The following is a 17,724-nucleotide window of genomic DNA, read 5'->3' on the forward strand; positions in this document are numbered from 1 at the left end:
GCCTTTTTAGTGGCAATATTTTGTTTTATCTACAACGAGTGACCTGAATCAACTGGTCCCAATGGTCAACCAATGCCGCGCCCGGCCACGCCGCGCGGTGTTATTGCCCAGCATAGACACACAGGTCGCCACATCCGTTAGCCTGGAGTTCTACACATGCATCCCCGCGTTCTTGAGGTCACCGAACGGCTTATCGCCCGCAGTCGCGCCACTCGCCAGGCTTACCTGGCCCTGATCCGCGGTGCCGCCAGCGACGGGCCGGTGCGCGGCAAGCTGCAATGCGCGAACTTCGCCCACGGCGTGGCCGGTTGCGGCACCGAGGACAAAAACAGCCTGCGCCTGATGAACGCCGCCAACGTGGCCATCGTGTCGTCTTATAACGACATGCTCTCGGCCCACCAGCCCTACGAAACCTTTCCCCAGCAGATCAAGCAGGCCCTGCGCGAGATCGGTTCGGTGGGCCAGTTCGCCGGCGGCACGCCCGCCATGTGCGACGGCGTGACCCAGGGCGAGCCGGGCATGGAACTGAGCCTGCTCAGCCGCGAAGTGATCGCGTTGTCCACCGCTGTGGCGCTGTCCCACAACATGTTCGATGCGGCACTGATGCTGGGCATCTGCGACAAGATCGTGCCGGGCCTGATGATCGGTGCTCTGCGCTTTGGCCACTTGCCGACGATTTTCGTCCCCGGCGGGCCGATGGTTTCGGGCATTTCCAACAAGGAAAAAGCCGACGTACGCCAACGCTACGCCGAGGGCAAGGCCAGCCGCGAAGAGCTGCTGGAGTCGGAGATGAAGTCCTACCACAGCCCCGGCACCTGCACCTTCTACGGCACCGCCAACACCAACCAGTTGCTGATGGAAGTGATGGGCCTGCACCTGCCCGGCGCGTCCTTTATCAACCCCAACACGCCGCTGCGCGATGCCCTGACCCGCGAGGCGGCGCACCAGGTGACGCGCCTGACCCGGCAGAACGGCCAGTTCCTGCCCATTGGCGAAATCGTCGATGAGCGCTCGTTGGTCAATTCCATCGTCGCCCTGCACGCCACCGGCGGCTCCACCAACCACACCCTGCACATGCCGGCCATCGCCATGGCGGCGGGCATCCAGTTGACCTGGCAGGACATGGCCGACCTCTCCGAAGTGGTGCCGACCCTGTCCCACGTCTACCCCAACGGCAAGGCCGACATTAACCACTTCCAGGCCGCGGGCGGCATGTCGTTCCTGATCCGCGAACTGCTCGGCGCCGGCCTGCTCCACGAAAACGTCAACACCGTGATGGGCCATGGCCTGAGCCGCTACACCCTGGAACCCTTCCTCGACAACGGCGAACTGGTGTGGCGCGAAGGCCCGTTGGCCAGCCTCGACGAACACATCCTGCGCCCCGTGGCCCGTGCGTTCTCCCCCGAGGGCGGCTTGCGGGTGATGGAAGGCAACCTCGGCCGTGGCGTGATGAAAGTCTCGGCCGTGGCCCTGGAACACCAAGTGGTCGAAGCCCCGGCCGTGGTGTTTCAGGACCAGCAGGACCTGGCCGACGCCTTCAAGGCCGGGTTGCTGGAGAAAGACTTCGTCGCGGTGATGCGCTTCCAGGGCCCGCGCTCCAACGGTATGCCGGAGCTGCACAAAATGACGCCGTTCCTGGGTGTGTTGCAGGACCGTGGCTTCAAGGTGGCGCTGGTGACCGACGGGCGCATGTCCGGTGCCTCGGGGAAAATCCCCGCGGCCATCCACGTCAGCCCCGAAGCTCAGGTGGGTGGGGCGCTGGCCCGGGTGCGCGACGGCGACATCATCCGCGTCGATGGCCAACTCGGCACCCTGGAGCTGAAGGTCGATGCCGCCGAGTTTGCCGCCCGCGAACCGGCCACCGGCCTGTTGGGCAACAACGTGGGCAGCGGCCGCGAACTTTTTGCCTTTATGCGCCAGGCGTTCAGCTCGGCGGAGCAGGGCGCCAGCACCTTCACCTCGGCCCTGGAGCGCCTTGAATGAAGTGCGCGTTGGTCGGTGATATCGGCGGCACCAACGCGCGTTTCGCCCTGTGGCAGGACGGCCAACTGGCCTCGGTGCAGGTGCTGGCCACGGCAGATTTCTTGAGCCCTGAAGCGGCCATCGGCGCCTACCTGCACAGCCTCGGCCTGGCCCCCGGCAGCCTCGGCGCCGTGTGCCTGGCAGTGGCCGGGCCGGTGGGCGGCGATGAGTTTCGCTTCACCAACAACCACTGGCGCCTGAGCCGCCGGGCGTTCTGCGACACCTTGCAGGTGGCGCAACTGCTGCTGGTCAATGACTTTTCGGCGATGGCCCTGGGCATGACCCGCTTGCAGCCCGAAGACTGCCGCGTGGTCTGCCCCGGTACGCCCGAAGCGCTGCGCCCGGCGGTGGTGATCGGCCCCGGCACCGGCCTGGGGGTGGGCACCTTGCTCGACCTGGGCGGCGGGCGCTGGGCGGCGCTGCCGGGAGAGGGCGGGCATGTCGACCTGCCATTGAGCAGCGTGCGCGAGACGCGCCTGTGGCAGCACATCCACGAACAAATCGGCCACGTCAGCGCCGAGACCGCGTTGAGTGGCAGCGGCTTGCCCCGGGTGTACCGGGCGATCTGCGCCGTGGACGGCCACGTCCCGCAGTTCGAGACCCCCGAAGCGGTCACCGCCGCGGCCCTGGCCGGCGACCCGGTGGCCCTGCAAACCCTCGAACAATTCTGCTGCTGGCTCGGCCGCGTGGCGGGCAACAACGTGCTCACCAGCGGCGCGCGCGGCGGGGTGTACATCGTCGGCGGCGTGATCCCGCGCTTTGCCGAGTTCTTCCTGCGCAGCGGCTTTGCCCGTTGCTTCGCCGACAAAGGCTGCATGAGCGACTATTTCACCGGCATCCCGGTATGGCTGGTGACCGCGCCCTACCCGGGGTTGATGGGCGCGGGTGTGGCGTTGCAACAAACGGTGTAGGCGTGGAGCGAGCCGGCTCGCGATGGCCGTTTGTCAGTCGATAGGGTCGGTGGCTGAACCACCGCTATCGCGGGCAAGCGGAGTGCGGCTCGGCCCGCTCCAACAGCGTTGGCAATAACAATAAGAAGGACCACTCAGTGACCCTCATCAACAAATCCATCCTGCTGGTCGATGACGACCAGGAAATCCGCGAACTGCTCGACACCTACCTGACCCGCGCCGGGTTCCAGGTGCGCACCACGGCGGACGGTGCCGGGTTTCGCCAGGCCTTGAACGAGGCCAGTTGCGACCTGGTGATCCTCGACGTGATGCTGCCCGACGAAGACGGTTTCAGCCTGTGCCGCTGGGTACGCCAGCACCCGCGCCAGGCCCAGGTGCCGATCATCATGCTCACCGCCAGTTCCGACGAAGCCGACCGGGTGATCGGCCTGGAGCTGGGCGCCGACGACTACCTGGGCAAACCCTTCAGCCCCCGCGAGTTGCAGGCGCGGATCAAGGCCCTGCTGCGCCGCGCCCAGTTCGGCCAGGAACGCCCCGGCGGCGAGGTGCTGCGCTTCGACGACTGGCGCCTGGACATGGTCAGCCATCGCCTGTTTCACGCCGACGGCGAAGAAGTGCTGCTCTCCGGCGCCGACTTCGCCCTGCTCAAGCTGTTTCTCGACCACCCGCAGCAGATCCTCGACCGCGACACCATCGGCAATGCCACCCGGGGCCGCGAGCTGATGCCCCTGGACCGCATCGTCGACATGGCCGTCAGCCGCTTGCGCCAGCGCCTGCGCGACACTGACAAGCCGCCCCGGCTGATCCGCACCGTGCGCGGCAGCGGCTACCAATTGGCGGCTAACGTGGTGCCCGGCAATGGCCTCTGAGGGGGTGGCCCGCTTGGCCAGGCGCCTGCCGGTGCCGCGTTCGCTGCTGGGGCGCATGCTCCTGCTGACCCTGCTGGCGGTGCTGTTCGCCCAGGGGTTGTCGAGTGTGATCTGGGTGTCGCAACTGCGCGCCACCCAGCTCGAAGGCCTGGTCACCAGCGCCCGCAGCCTGGCCCATTCGATGACCGCCAGCGTCAGCTATTTCCGCTCGTTGCCGGTGGCCTACCGACCGTTGGTGCTGGACCAGTTGCGCAGCATGGGTGGCACGCGGTTTGTCGTGACCCTCAACGACAAACCCTTGGACATGCAGGTGCTGCCCGCCACGCCGCGCAAGCGCGCAGTGCTTGCGGCAGTGGACGCGGTGCTGCGCCAATCCCTGGGCAACGACACCGATATGTCCGTGCAATTCGTCAGCCCCAACGACCTGCGTATTTTCAACGGTGGCCTCAAGCTCGATGAATTGCCGCGCTCCTGGGCCCACTACGCGCTGACCCTGGAACCGGTGAACCCGCCGGTGCTGGTGACGCAGATCCAGTTGGCACCGGGGGAGTGGCTGTACATCGCCTCTTTGCTGCCCGAGCCCTACACCAGCCTCGAAGAACAGGGCCTGCCGTCCCAGCAGGTGTGGTTCATCCTGCTCACCAGCGGTTTTTTGCTGTTGTTCATCGGCCTGCTGGTGCACTGGCAGAGCCGCCCCCTCAAGCGCCTGGCGCGCACCGCGCGGGACATGTCCCTGGGCGCCGAAGTGGAACCGGTGGTGGAGGGCGGTGGCAGCGAGGTGGTGGAGGTCAGCCGCGCTTTCAATGCGATGCGCGAACGCATCAGCCGCTACCTGACCGAACGCAGCCAGTTGTTCAGCGCCATTTCCCATGACCTGCGCACCCCCATCACACGCCTGCGCCTGCGGGTGGAGCTGCTCGAAGACGAGCAACTGCAAGCCAAGTTCGGCCGCGACCTGGATGAGTTGGAGCTTTTGGTCAAGGGCGCCTTGCAGTGCGTCAAGGACACCGACATCCACGAAAACATCGAGCCGGTGGACCTCAACCAAGTGCTCGACTGCCTGGTCGAGCCCTACCTGGCGCCCACCGGCAATGGCCGCGTGACCCAGCAGGGGCGGGCGGCGGCGCCGTATCCGGGCAAACCCCTGGCCCTCAAGCGCTGCATTGGCAACCTGATCGACAACGCCCTCAAGTACGGGCAACGGGCCCACCTGCATATCGATGACGACGACACGGCGTTCATCCTCCACGTTGACGACGAAGGCCCCGGCGTGCCCCAGCAACGCCTGGAGCAGTGCTTCGAGCCGCACTTTCGCCTGGCCGGCAAGCAGCAGGGTTACGGCCTGGGCCTGGGCATCGCACGCAACATCGCCCACAGCCACGGCGGCGAAGTGAGCCTGCAAAACCTGCGTGAAGGCGGTTTGCGCGTGACCCTGCATTTGCCGCGCAGCACCGAGTAAACCCCCGCTTGCTACGGGCCGTGTGAATGTCACCGTCCCGTGACATTCCCCTGCGCCTTCGTTACCTGCGCCCAACCTGGCGTTGAGTAGACTTTGCCTCGTCATAACAACAATAAAAGGCTCGCCATGACCCTCGATCCGTTGCCGTTCAGCAGTTGGTTGACCGCCCCAGCCCATCAGTCCTGGCTCGCCGCAGAGGGTTTGCGCCTGCTGGAGTTCGCCCGGGGTTCGCGGCTCGACATCGGCTTCGGCGCCCTCGATGCCCAGGGCCGCTTGGGCGCCGGGAGCCGCCCCGACACCCTGATTACTGCGCGCATGACCCACAGTTTTGCCCTGGCCCACCTGCAAGGCATCGGCGGTGCTTGCCAGTACACCAGCCACGGCGTGCAGGCCCTGGCCGGGCCGTTGCGCGATGCCGAGCACGGCGGTTGGCTGGCCTGCGCCGACCCGCGGCCCGACAACTGCCGCAAGAGCGCGTACCTGCACGCCTTCGTCGCCCTGGCCGCCAGTTCCGCCCAGGTGGCCGGCCGCCCCGGTGCCCAGGCCCTGCTGGACGAGGCCATCGAGATCATCGAGCGGTATTTCTGGAGCGAGGAGGAGGGCGCCCTGCGCGAATCCTTCAACCGCCACTGGAGCGAGGCCGAAGCCTATCGCGGCGCCAACATCAACATGCACGCCACCGAGGCGTTCCTGGCCCTGGCCGACGCTACCGGCGACGCACTGTGGCTCACGCGCGCGCTGCGCATCGTTGAGCGGGTGATTCACCAGCACGCGGCGGCCAACGGTTTTATGGTCATCGAGCATTTCGACGGCCACTGGCAGCCGCTGCGCGATTACAACCAGGCCAACCCGGCGGACGGTTTTCGCCCCTACGGCACCACGCCCGGCCATGGTTTTGAGTGGGCGCGCCTGCTGCTGCACCTGGAGGCGGCGCTGCGCAAGGCTACTTTGCCGGCGCCGCCGTGGTTGCTGGAGGATGCGCGGCAATTGTTCGACGCCAATTGCCGCCATGGTTGGGTGGTCGATGGCGCGCCGGGCATCGTCTACACGCTGGATTGGCACAACCGCCCGCTGATGCGCCAGCGCCTGCACTGGGTGCACTGCGAGGCGATCGCCGCCGCCAGTGCCCTGATCCAACGCACCGCCGAGCGCCGCTATGAAGACTGGTATCGCCTGTTCTGGGCCTACTGCGAGCAGTACTTGCTGGACCTGCGCGAGGGCAGTTGGCACCACGAACTCGACCCCAACAATCACCCGGGCGGGGAGATCTGGCCGGGCAAACCTGACCTCTATCACGCCTGGCAAGCGCTGCTGATCCCGCGCCTGCCCCTGGCCCCGAGCCTGGCCACGGCCCTGGCCCAACAAGGGCGCGGGGCGAATGTCACGGGGGTGTGACATTTGCCCGTCCCTTCGTTACCTGGCACAGGTACAACGCTGTTTAAACTCGTTCGCAACGCAAGCAGCAGACTTGCACGCATAACAACAAGAAAGGTACTTCAGATGAATGGCATTTCCCGCCTGGCTACAGTCATTTCCCTCGCCTCGTTGTTCCCCCTCCACGCCCTGGCCGCCGACAGCAAAGGTGCCGTGGAAGTCGTGCATTGGTGGACCTCGGGGGGCGAAAAAGCCGCGGTCGACGTACTCAAGGCCCAGGTCGAAAAAGACGGCTTCACCTGGAAGGACGGTGCCGTGGCCGGTGGCGGCGGGGCGACGGCCATGACCGTGCTCAAGAGCCGCGCAGTGGCCGGCAACCCGCCGGGCGTGGCGCAGATCAAAGGCCCGGACATCCAGGAGTGGGGCAGCACCGGGCTGCTCAGCACCGAAGCCCTAAAGGGCGTGGCCAAGGCCGAGAACTGGGATGGCCTGCTGGCGCCGCAGGTCTCTGACACCGTCAAGTACGAGGGCGACTACGTGGCCGTGCCGGTGAACATCCACCGCGTCAACTGGCTGTGGATCAACCCCCAGGTGTTCAAGAAGGCTGGCATCGACAAGGCCCCGACCACCCTGCAAGAGTTCTACGCCGCCGGCGACAAGCTCAAGGCCGCCGGTTTCATCGCCCTGGCCCATGGTGGCCAACCCTGGCAGGACAGCACCGTGTTTGAAGACGTGGTGCTCTCGGTGATGGGTGTCGAGGGCTACAAGAAAGCCCTGGTGGACCTGGACCAGAACACCCTGGCCGGGGCGCAGATGACCCAGGCTTTCACCGAGCTGAAAAAAATCACCGCCTACATGGACCCCAACCGCGCCGGGCGCGACTGGAACATCGCCGCCGCCGACGTCATCAACGGCCGCGCCGGCATGCAGATGATGGGCGACTGGGCCAAGAGCGAATGGACCGCGGCGAAGAAAATCGCCGGCCAGGACTACCAGTGCGTGGCCTTCCCGGGCACCGAAAAGGCCTTCACCTACAACATCGATTCGTTGGCGGTATTCAAGCTCAAGGCCGATCGCACCGGCGACATCGCCGCCCAGCAGGACCTGGCCAAGGTCGCACTGGGCAAGGACTTCCAGAAGATTTTCAGCATCAACAAAGGCTCGATCCCGGTGCGTAACGACATGCTCAACGACATGGCGGCCCAGGGTTTCGATAGCTGCGCCCAGACCTCGGCCAAGGACTTCCTCGCCGACGCCCAGAGCGGCGGTTTGCAACCGAGCATGGCCCACAACATGGCCACCACCCTGGCCGTGCAAGGCGCGATCTTCGATGTGGTGACCAACTTCATGAACGACAAGGACGCCGACCCGGCCAAGGCCAGCGCCCAACTCGCCTCGGCGGTCAAAGCCGCGCAGTAGCGCGCTTTCCGGGCGAGCGCGAGCCTTTGTGGGAGCGGGCCTGCCCGCGATGAGGCCGGTACAGCCACCGCATCTCTTTATGACAGGACTGCCGCTATCTCGGGGGAGCCCGCTCCCACAGGGGCGCCCGGCCCAAGGGGCGCGGCTGCCCCAACATTCACCTTTGTACGGACTACTGCGATGAGCTCTGTGGCGGTTTTCAACAAGGCGTCACCCTTGGACGCCTTGCAACGCTGGCTGCCGAAACTGGTGCTGGCGCCCAGCATGGTGATCGTGCTGGTGGGGTTTTACGGTTACATCCTCTGGACCTTCGTGCTGTCGTTCACCAACTCCAGCTTCATGCCCAGCTACAAGTGGGTCGGCCTGCAACAGTACGCACGGCTGCTGGACAACGACCGCTGGTGGGTAGCGAGCAAGAACCTGGCGTTGTTCGGCGGCATGTTCATCGGCATCAGCCTGGTGCTGGGGGTGTTGCTGGCGGTACTGCTGGACCAGCGCATCCGCAAGGAAGGCTTTATCCGCACCGTGTACCTGTACCCCATGGCGCTGTCGATGATCGTCACCGGCACCGCGTGGAAGTGGCTGCTCAACCCCGGCCTGGGCCTGGACAAGATGCTGCGCGACTGGGGCTGGGAAGGCTTTCGCCTGGACTGGCTGGTAGACCAGGACCGCGTCGTCTACTGCTTGGTGATCGCCGCCGTGTGGCAAGCCTCGGGCTTTGTCATGGCGATGTTCCTGGCGGGGTTGCGCGGTGTCGACCAGTCGATCATCCGCGCCGCCCAGGTGGACGGCGCGAGCCTGCCCACTATCTACCTGCGTATCGTGCTGCCGAGCCTGCGCCCGGTGTTTTTCAGCGCCTTCATGATCCTCGCCCACATCGCGATCAAGAGTTTTGACCTGGTGGCCGCCATGACGGCGGGCGGGCCGGGCTACTCCTCGGACCTGCCGGCGATGTTCATGTATTCCTTCACCTTCAGCCGCGGGCAGATGGGCATCGGGTCGGCCAGCGCCATGCTGATGCTCGGCGCGGTGCTGACGATTCTGGTGCCGTACCTGTACTCCGAGTTGCGAGGTAAACGCCATGACTGACCAACCACGCTTGAGCGCCAGCCGCGTGGCAATCTACGCCACCCTGCTGCTGGCGGCGGCGGTGTACCTGGTACCGCTGGTGGTGATGCTGCTCACCAGTTTCAAGACCCCCGAAGACATCCGCACCGGCAACCTGCTGAGCTGGCCCCAGGTGATCGACGGCATCGGTTGGATCAAGGCCTGGGACGCAGTGGGTGGCTACTTTTGGAACTCGGTGAAAATCACCGTGCCGGCGGTGCTGATTTCCACCTTCCTCGGCGCGATGAACGGCTACGTGCTGTCGATGTGGCGCTTTCGCGGCTCGCAATTGTTCTTCGGCCTGCTGTTGTTCGGCTGCTTCCTGCCGTTCCAGACCGTGCTGCTGCCCGCGTCCTTCACCCTGGGCAAGCTGGGGCTGGCCAACACCACCACCGGCCTGGTGCTGGTGCATGTGGTCTATGGCCTGGCCTTCACCACGCTGTTTTTCCGCAACTACTACGTGAGCATTCCCGATGCCCTGGTCAAGGCCGCGCGCCTGGACGGGGCGGGGTTCTTCACGATTTTCGGCAAGATCCTGCTGCCGATGTCGATCCCCATCGTGATGGTCTGCCTGATCTGGCAGTTCACCCAGATATGGAACGACTTTCTGTTCGGCGTGGTGTTCGCCAGTGGCGACGCGCAACCGATCACCGTGGCCCTCAACAACCTGGTCAACACCAGCACCGGGGCCAAGGAATACAACGTTGATATGGCAGCGGCGATGATCGCCGGGCTGCCGACACTGTTGGTCTACATATTCGCTGGCAAGTATTTCCTGCGTGGGCTGACGTCCGGCGCGGTCAAGGGGTAGCACATGGCAACGCTCGAATTACGTAACGTCAACAAAACCTACGGCGCCGGGTTGCCGGACACCCTCAAGAACATCGAACTGAAGATCGAGGACGGGGAGTTCCTGATCCTGGTCGGCCCTTCCGGGTGCGGTAAATCCACCCTGATGAACTGCATCGCGGGGCTGGAAACCATCAGCGGCGGCGCTATCCTGGTGGACGATGCCGACATCAGCGGCATGAGCCCCAAGGACCGGGACATCGCCATGGTGTTCCAGTCCTATGCGCTGTACCCGACCATGACCGTGCGCGACAACATCGCCTTTGGCCTGAAGATCCGCAAAATGCCCACGGCGCAAATTGACGAAGAAGTGGCGCGGGTGGCCAAGCTGCTGCAGATCGAACACCTGCTGGGGCGCAAGCCCGGCCAGCTCTCCGGCGGCCAGCAGCAGCGCGTGGCCATGGGCCGGGCCCTGGCGCGCCGGCCCAAGATCTATTTGTTCGACGAACCGCTGTCCAACCTCGACGCCAAGCTGCGGGTCGAGATGCGCACCGAAATGAAACTGATGCACCAGCGCCTCAAGACCACCACCGTCTACGTCACCCACGACCAGATCGAGGCCATGACCCTGGGCGACAAAGTGGCGGTAATGAAGGACGGCATCATCCAGCAGTTCGGCACGCCCAAAGAGATCTACAACGACCCGGCCAACCTGTTCGTGGCCAGTTTTATCGGCTCGCCGCCCATGAACTTCATCCCCCTGCGCCTGCACCGCCAGGAGGGCCGCCTGGTGGCATTGCTCGACAGCGGCCAGGCGCGTTGCGTGCTGGCGTTGGGCACAGAGGATATGGCGTTGGCGGACCGCGAAGTGATCCTTGGCATGCGCCCGGAGCAGATTGCCTTGGCGAGCGGTGACGCCAATGGCTTGCCCAGCATCCGCGCCGAAGTCCAGGTCACCGAGCCCACGGGGCCGGACACCCTGGTGTTCGTCGAGCTCAACCAGACCAAGGTCTGCTGCCGCCTCGCGCCCGACCTCGCGCCCCAGGTGGGCGAGACCCTGACCCTGCAACTGGACCCGGCCAAGGTGCTGCTGTTCGACGCCAAGACCGGCGAACGCCTGGGCATCGCCCCCAGCGCAACCCGCAAGGCGAATGTGGCGCAGTTCAAGAGCCGGTGAGGGGCGGGCGCAGCCGCAGCCACCCCAACCGCAAGCAATTCCAATAACAAGAACGAGGATGTAGGGATGAAAAACAACACCACCAACGCTCGCTTTGCCGGCCGTGTTTCGGCATTGGCGGCGATGATGCTGGTCGCCAGTGCGCAAGCGGCCGAGGGCGCCGAGGCGTTCAGCGCCGAGTCGCCGTGGATGACTGGCGACTGGGGCGGCGAGCGCACGCGGTTGATCGAGCAGGGTTATGACTTCACCCTCGACTACGTGGGCGAGGTCGGTTCCAACCTCAGTGGCGGCTACAACGACGACACCACGGCGCGCTATAGCCACCAGTTCGGCCTGGGGGCCAAGCTGGACCTGGAGAAAATTTTCGGCTGGAAAGACGCCGAGTTCAAACTGGCGATCACCGAGCGCAGCGGGCGCAACATCTCCAACGACCGCATCGGCGACCCTCGCGCCGGCACGTTCAGTTCGTCCCAGGAAGTCTGGGGCCGTGGCCAGACCTGGCGCCTGACCCAGTTGTGGATCAAGCAGAAGTACTTCGACGGCAAGCTCGACGTGAAGGCCGGCTATTTCGGCGAAGGCGAAGACTTCAACACCTTCCCCTGCGACTTCCAGAACCTGGCGTTCTGCGGCTCGCAAGTGGGTAACTGGGTCGGTGGCATCTGGTACAACTGGCCGGTCAGCCAAGCGGCGATCCGCGTCAAGTACAACCTCACCCCCGAGCTCTACGCGCAAATCGGCGCCTACAACCAGAACCCCTCGCAACTGGAAACCGGCAACGGCTTCAAGCTCAGCGGCAGCGGCACCAAGGGCACCATCCTGCCGGTGGAATTGGTCTGGTCGCCTAAGGTCGATGGCCTGCCGGGCGAGTACCGCGTGGGCTACTACAAAAGCACTGCCAAGGCTGATGACGTGTTGAAAGACGCCAACGGCCAGTACGCCGCCGTCAGTGGCGACGCGTATCGCAGCCACAGCAGCAAGTCCGGTTATTGGTTCGTGGCCCAGCAGCAACTGACCGACCATCACGGCGACAAGAGCCGCGGCCTGCACATCGCGGCCAACGCCACGTTCCACGACAAGGACACCAACACCGTCGACAACTACCAGCAACTGATGCTGACCTACAAAGGCCCGTTCAACGCCCGGCCCAAGGACGACGTGGGCATCGGCATCGCGCGCATCCACGTCAACGAAGATGTGCAGAAAAACCGCAAGCTGATTAACGCCGGCAACGGGTTCAACGACTACGACCAGGCCGGGTTCCTGCCCATCCAGGACACCGAATACAACGCCGAGATCAACTACGGCTTCCATGTCACCAACTGGCTGACCGTGCGCCCCAACCTGCAATACGTGAAGCACCCCGGCGGCGTGGACAAAGTGGATGACGCATTGGTGGCCGGGTTGAAAATTCAGTCGGTGTTCTGACAACGGCTGCGCTAAGCTCCGCTGCCCCAGCACCTCACCTGGGGACCCTGTGGGAGTGGGCTCGCCCGCGATGAGGCCGGTACAGGGTTGTACCATCGCCATCGCGGGCGGGCCCGTTCCCACCCAGGGCAGCCATCGTTTTTCAGGACTGCGGTACATGCACAAGCACCCGCTACAACGCTTTTTCCGATCCCTGCGCGAACGCCCTACCTTCGGGTGGGAGCGCTATCAACGGCGCGATGTGCTGGTGATCGACCACCCACGCTGCCAAGCGGTGTTCAGCCGCCAGGGCGCGCAACTCCTGCATTTCCAGCCCACCGGGCAAAAGCCCTGGCTGTGGTGCGCGGCGAAGTGGCCGCAGGTGGGTGCCATCCGCGGTGGGGTGCCGGTGTGCTGGCCCTGGTACGGCCGCCATCCTAGCGAAAACGCCTGGCCGTCCCACGGGTGGGCGCGGCTGATCGACTGGAAGCTGTTGGCCAGCCACGCTGGCGTCGACGGTGTGCGCTTGCACTGGCGCTTGCAACTGTGCGACTGGCAAGTGGACCTGCACGCCCACCTGGGCGAACGCATGGACCTGCGCCTGAGCACCGAGCACCAAGACAGCGAACCCTGCCATTTGAGCCAGGCCTTGCATGCCTACTGGCGTGTTGGCGACGCTGCCGAGACAGCGCTGTCTGGGCTGGAGGACGCCGAAGGCTACGACCCACTCAACCGCACCACGTACCGGCATAGCGGCGAGTTGAGCGTGGTGGGCGGCTGCCAACGGGTGTTCCGCCACGACGGCGAGTTGCAGCTCAAGGACCGCGCCTGGCAGCGCGAACTGTGCATCGACACCGGGCACGCGGCGGACACGGTGGTTTGGCACCCGGGTACTCGGCCGCTGTTGGGCGTGAGCTGGAATGAGGTGGCGCAGTTCGTCTGCGTCGAAGCGGCCAGCGGCGGCACCACTCGCCAGAGCCTGGCACCGGGAGAAACGGCGCACTTGAGTTTGCAGGCGCGGGCGGGGGGCGATTGCAGGGGGGTGTGAGGCTAGGTTCTGGTGGGAGCGAGCCTGCTCGCGATAGCGGTGCGCCCGCCCCGCCCGCCGTTAGCCGAGTACCTCTGTCGTAGAGGGTTGCGCGATAAAGGCTTCGATCCCACCGCAGTTTTTCAGTCCAGATCATCCCCCACCGGATAACGGCTGGCATTGAGGCTTTCTTTGATCTTGCGCAGGTGTGGCTGAAAATCCACGCCACGGCGCAGGGTCATGCCGGTGGCCAGCACGTCGAGCACGGTGAGCTGGATGATGCGCGAGGTCATGGGCATATAGATGTCGGTGTCTTCGGGCAGCGGGATGTTCAGGCTCAGGGTGCTGGCCTTGGCCAGAGGCGAGCCGGCGGCGGTCAGGCCCAGCACCGAAGCGCCGTTTTCCCGGGCGATGCGCGCCACTTCCACCAGTTCGCGGGTGCGCCCGGTGTAGGAAATAATCACGAACAGCTCCCCCGTGTGGGCCACCGAGGCAATCATGCGCTGCATCAGCACGTCGGCGTGGGCGGTGACGGCCAGGTTGAAGCGGAAGAACTTGTGCTGCGCGTCCAGGGCCACCGGGGCCGAGGCGCCAAGGCCGAAGAAGTGGATCTGGCGGGCCTGGATCAGCAGGTCGACAGCGCGGCTGACCAGGTTCGGGTCCAGGGCCTGGCAGGCACTGTCCAGCGAGGCGATGGCGCTGCCGAAGATCTTTTGGGTGTAGGCCTCGGGGTTGTCGTCGGCCTCCACCGCGCGGCTGACATAGGCCGCGCCGCTGGCCAGGCTCTGGGCCAGTTGCAGCTTGAGCTCCGGGTAGCCGCTGACGCCGAACGAGCGGCAGAAACGGTTGACCGTTGGCTCGCTGACCGAAGCGGCCTGGGCGAGGGCGGCAATGCTGAAACGGGTGGCCTGCTGGGGGTTGAGCAGGATCACTTCGGCGACCTTGCGTTCAGCTTTGTTCAGTTCTTCGAGGCGTTTCTGGATCTGTTCCAGGAGATTTCGCACGCGGTCCATTCAGGTTTCCTAGGTCGGCAATGCAAATGGAAGTCGGACTTATCCGGGCTTCGGCGGTGGCCTATCCTACTGATGGCTCCGGCCATCCACCACTGGGATTCTGTATTCTGAAAAAATGTTGTGGTTATTACTACATTTTTCCTTGAGCGATGCCTTGAAAAAAGGTATTTGTAGCTTAACTTGATAAAAGAACCAACATCATGCCCTCGATAACGGTTGAACCGTGCACCTTTGCCTTGTTCGGCGCCCTCGGCGACCTGGCCCTTCGCAAGTTGTTCCCAGCCTTGTATCAACTCGATGGCGCCGGCCTGCTGCATGACGACACGCGCATCATCGCCCTGGCCCGCGAGCCCGGCAGCGAAGCCGAGCATTTGGCGTTTATCGCCGCCGAGTTACGGCGCTACGTCGGCGCCCAGGCGCTGGACGAGGCGGTGCTCGAGCGTTTTCTTGCACGCCTGAGCTATTTGCACGTGGATTTCCTCAGGGCTGAGGACTACCCGGCCCTGGCCGAGATGGCGGGCAGCGGCCCACGCCTGATTGCCTATTTCGCCACGCCGGCGGCGGTGTACGGCGCAATCTGCGAGCACCTGGCCAGCGTGGGCCTGGTGGAAAACACCCGGGTGGTGCTGGAAAAACCCATCGGTTCGGACTTGGAGTCCTCGCGCAAGGTCAACGACGCCGTGGCGCAGTTCTTCCCTGAAAACCGCATCTACCGCATCGACCACTACCTGGGCAAAGAGACGGTGCAGAACCTCATCGCCCTGCGCTTTGCCAACAGCCTGTTTGAAACCCAGTGGAACCAGCACTACATCTCCCATGTGGAAATCACCGTGGCCGAGAAGGTCGGCATCGAAGGCCGCTGGGGCTATTTCGACAAGGCCGGGCAACTGCGCGACATGATCCAGAACCACTTGCTGCAACTGCTCTGCCTGATCGCCATGGACCCGCCGGCGGACCTCTCCGCCGACAGCATCCGCGACGAGAAGGTCAAGGTGCTCAAGGCCCTGGCGCCCATCAGCCCGGAAGGCCTGACCACCCAAGTGGTGCGCGGCCAGTACATCGCCGGCTACAGCGAAGGCAAACCGGTGCCCGGCTACTTGGAAGAGCCCAACTCCAACACCCAGAGCGACACCGAAACCTTCGTTGCCCTGCGCGCCGACATCCGCAACTGGCGCTGGGCCGGGGTGCCGTTCTACCTGCGCACCGGCAAGCGCATGCCGCAAAAGCTGTCGCAGATCGTCATCCACTTCAAAGAGCCGTCGCACTACATCTTCGCCCCCGAGCAGCGCCTGCAAATCAGCAACAAACTGATTATTCGCCTGCAACCGGACGAGGGCATTTCCCTGCGGGTGATGACCAAGGAGCAGGGCCTGGACAAGGGCATGCAGCTGCGCAGCGGGCCTTTGCAGCTGAATTTTTCCGACACCTACCGCAGCGCGCGGATTCCCGATGCCTACGAACGGTTGCTGCTGGAAGTGATGCGCGGCAACCAGAACCTGTTTGTGCGCAAAGACGAAATCGAAGCGGCGTGGAAGTGGTGTGACCAACTGATCGCGGGTTGGAAAAAATCCGGCGACGCACCCAAGCCCTACGCGGCTGGGTCCTGGGGGCCGATGAGTTCCATTGCCCTCATCACACGAGACGGGAGATCTTGGTATGGCGATATCTGAATTGAAACTGCCGGCCGGCGTGCAGGCCCATGAGCTGCGCAGCCCCGTGCTGCTGGCCGAGGGTTTGGCGCTGAACGTGGCCGAACACCTGCGCGTGGCTATCGCCGCCCGTGGCACGGCGGTGTTGGTGGTATCGGGCGGGCGCAGCCCGGTGGCGTTTTTTCAGCACCTGGCCAAGCAGGCGCTGGATTGGTCCAAGGTGCTGGTGACCCTGGCCGATGAGCGCTGGGTGCCGGTGGAACATGCCGACAGCAATGCCGGCCTGCTCAAGCGCTACCTGTTGCAGGGGCCGGCGGCCAACGCCCGGTTTCTGAGCCTGTACAGCGCCAGCGCCAACCTGGAGGAAGCGGCGGCCCACGCCGATCGCCTACTGGCCGAACTGCCGGGCATCGACGTATTGGTGCTGGGCATGGGCGACGACGGCCACACCGCGTCGTTGTTCCCCAGCAGCCCGAACCTGGTCGAGGCTCTCAAGCCTGATGGCGAGCGCCGTTGCTGGCCGATGCTAGCGCCCAGCGTGCCTCATCAGCGCTTGAGCATGAGCCGCGCCTTGCTGGCCTCGGCGCGCTTTACCGCGCTGTCGATCAGCGGCCAATCGAAACTGCACACCCTTAATGCCGCACTGGCCGGTGGCGATCTCGCCGAGATGCCGATTCGTGCCTTCTTGCAACCTCCGTTAGAGATTTACTGGTGCCCATGAGCCAAGGATCAGCCGCGATGAAAACCCCACAGCCTACCGTTTCCATGGCGGCCAAGACTGCCCTGATCGACAGCCTCTGCGCCAAGGCGCGGATCCTGCCGGTCATCACCATCGCCCGCGAGCAGGACATCCTGCCCCTGGCCGATGCCCTGGCGGCGGGCGGTTTGAGCGCCCTGGAAGTGACCCTGCGTTCGCAGTTCGGCCTGCGCGCCATTCAGGTGCTGCGCGAGCAACGCCCGGAACTGGTAACCGGTGCTGGCACGGTGCTGGATCGCACCAGCCTGGCGGCGGCCGAAGCGGCGGGTTCGCAGTTCATCGTCACCCCGGGCATTACCCGTGACCTGCTGGAAGCCAGCGTCGATAGCGCCATCCCGCTGTTGCCGGGCATCAGCAATGCCTCGGGGATCATGGAGGGCTACGCGCTGGGCTATCGCCGCTTCAAGCTGTTCCCGGCCGAAGTCAGCGGCGGCGTGGCGGCGATCAAGGCCCTGGGCGGCCCGTTTGGCGAGGTGAAATTCTGCCCCACCGGCGGTGTCGGCCCGGCCAACATCAAGAGCTACATGGCCCTCAAAAATGTGATGTGCGTGGGCGGCAGTTGGATGCTCGACCCCGAGTGGGTGAAAAACGGCGACTGGGCGCGTATCCAGGAATGCACCGCCCAGGCGCTCGCCTTGCTCGATTAATTGTTTTCAAACGTTAGGTAGTTGTTCTACGGCTTTACGGCGCACTTGGTCAGTGCGCCGTTTTTTTTTGCATGGTCATTTTTTGCAAAGACTTCACGGA

Annotated in this window: 15 protein-coding genes; 14 read left to right on the forward strand and 1 reads right to left on the reverse strand. The window is 64.6% G+C overall.

Going from position 1 to position 17,724, the window contains the following annotated elements:
* Window positions 1-156: 156 nt before the first annotated feature.
* The 11 genes from edd to CKW13_RS02800 all read left to right on the forward strand — a co-directional run bounded on the left by edd (window position 157) and on the right by CKW13_RS02800 (window position 13,579).
* Complete coding sequence (gene edd, locus CKW13_RS02750) at window positions 157-1,983, forward strand: phosphogluconate dehydratase (RefSeq protein ID WP_095106723.1); 1,827 nt, start codon at window positions 157-159, stop codon at window positions 1,981-1,983.
* A complete protein-coding gene (locus tag CKW13_RS02755) occupies window positions 1,980-2,933 on the forward strand; it encodes a glucokinase (RefSeq protein WP_095106727.1) in 954 nt (317 codons plus the stop codon). The genes edd and CKW13_RS02755 overlap by 4 nt, the downstream gene beginning before the upstream one ends.
* 137 nt (window positions 2,934-3,070) lie before the next feature.
* Entirely contained in the window at window positions 3,071-3,802 is a 732-nt protein-coding gene (locus CKW13_RS02760) for a response regulator (protein WP_095106729.1), read from the forward strand.
* Window positions 3,803-3,833: 31 nt separating this feature from the next.
* Window positions 3,834-5,261, forward strand: a complete 1,428-nt coding sequence (locus tag CKW13_RS02765; RefSeq protein WP_218192044.1) for an ATP-binding protein — start codon at window positions 3,834-3,836, stop codon at window positions 5,259-5,261.
* Between the two features lie 126 nt (window positions 5,262-5,387).
* Window positions 5,388-6,656 carry an AGE family epimerase/isomerase gene (locus CKW13_RS02770; RefSeq protein WP_095106734.1) on the forward strand — a complete coding sequence of 423 codons (1,269 nt, stop codon included), beginning with the start codon at window positions 5,388-5,390 and terminating at the stop codon, window positions 6,654-6,656.
* 105 nt (window positions 6,657-6,761) lie between these two features.
* Window positions 6,762-8,054: an ABC transporter substrate-binding protein gene (locus CKW13_RS02775; protein ID WP_095106737.1), complete on the forward strand. Its 1,293-nt coding sequence runs from the start codon at window positions 6,762-6,764 to the stop codon at window positions 8,052-8,054.
* A 180-nt stretch (window positions 8,055-8,234) separates the two neighbouring features.
* Window positions 8,235-9,143: a carbohydrate ABC transporter permease gene (locus CKW13_RS02780; RefSeq protein WP_095106740.1), complete on the forward strand. Its 909-nt coding sequence runs from the start codon at window positions 8,235-8,237 to the stop codon at window positions 9,141-9,143.
* Entirely contained in the window at window positions 9,136-9,972 is an 837-nt protein-coding gene (locus CKW13_RS02785) for a carbohydrate ABC transporter permease (protein WP_095106742.1), read from the forward strand. Before CKW13_RS02780 ends, CKW13_RS02785 begins: the two co-directional genes overlap by 8 nt.
* A gap of 3 nt (window positions 9,973-9,975) precedes the next feature.
* Entirely contained in the window at window positions 9,976-11,127 is a 1,152-nt protein-coding gene (locus CKW13_RS02790; RefSeq protein WP_095106744.1) for an ABC transporter ATP-binding protein, read from the forward strand.
* Window positions 11,128-11,193: 66 nt separating this feature from the next.
* Window positions 11,194-12,552, forward strand: coding sequence for a carbohydrate porin (locus CKW13_RS02795; RefSeq protein WP_095106747.1), 1,359 nt, complete (start codon window positions 11,194-11,196; stop codon window positions 12,550-12,552).
* A 157-nt stretch (window positions 12,553-12,709) separates the two neighbouring features.
* Window positions 12,710-13,579 carry a D-hexose-6-phosphate mutarotase gene (locus CKW13_RS02800; RefSeq protein WP_095106750.1) on the forward strand — a complete coding sequence of 290 codons (870 nt, stop codon included), beginning with the start codon at window positions 12,710-12,712 and terminating at the stop codon, window positions 13,577-13,579.
* A gap of 122 nt (window positions 13,580-13,701) precedes the next feature.
* Here CKW13_RS02800 and CKW13_RS02805 read toward each other — a convergent pair whose 3' ends face one another.
* Window positions 13,702-14,562 carry a MurR/RpiR family transcriptional regulator gene (locus tag CKW13_RS02805; RefSeq protein WP_176465039.1) on the reverse strand — a complete coding sequence of 287 codons (861 nt, stop codon included), beginning with the start codon at window positions 14,560-14,562 and terminating at the stop codon, window positions 13,702-13,704.
* 209 nt (window positions 14,563-14,771) lie between these two features.
* On the opposite strand from CKW13_RS02805, the gene zwf reads away from it, so the two are divergent.
* Genes zwf through CKW13_RS02820 form a run of 3 tightly spaced genes read left to right on the forward strand, consistent with a single transcriptional unit; the run spans window position 14,772 to window position 17,624 of the window.
* Window positions 14,772-16,241 carry a glucose-6-phosphate dehydrogenase gene (gene zwf, locus CKW13_RS02810; protein ID WP_095106759.1) on the forward strand — a complete coding sequence of 490 codons (1,470 nt, stop codon included), beginning with the start codon at window positions 14,772-14,774 and terminating at the stop codon, window positions 16,239-16,241.
* Window positions 16,228-16,941: a 6-phosphogluconolactonase gene (gene pgl, locus CKW13_RS02815; protein ID WP_095106761.1), complete on the forward strand. Its 714-nt coding sequence runs from the start codon at window positions 16,228-16,230 to the stop codon at window positions 16,939-16,941. The genes zwf and pgl overlap by 14 nt, the downstream gene beginning before the upstream one ends.
* 17 nt (window positions 16,942-16,958) lie before the next feature.
* Entirely contained in the window at window positions 16,959-17,624 is a 666-nt protein-coding gene (locus tag CKW13_RS02820; RefSeq protein ID WP_095106763.1) for a bifunctional 4-hydroxy-2-oxoglutarate aldolase/2-dehydro-3-deoxy-phosphogluconate aldolase, read from the forward strand.
* The last annotated feature ends 100 nt before the right edge of the window (window positions 17,625-17,724 follow it).

Source organism: Pseudomonas sp. Irchel 3E20 (assembly GCF_900187645.1).
Taxonomy (GTDB): Bacteria; Pseudomonadota; Gammaproteobacteria; order Pseudomonadales; family Pseudomonadaceae; genus Aquipseudomonas.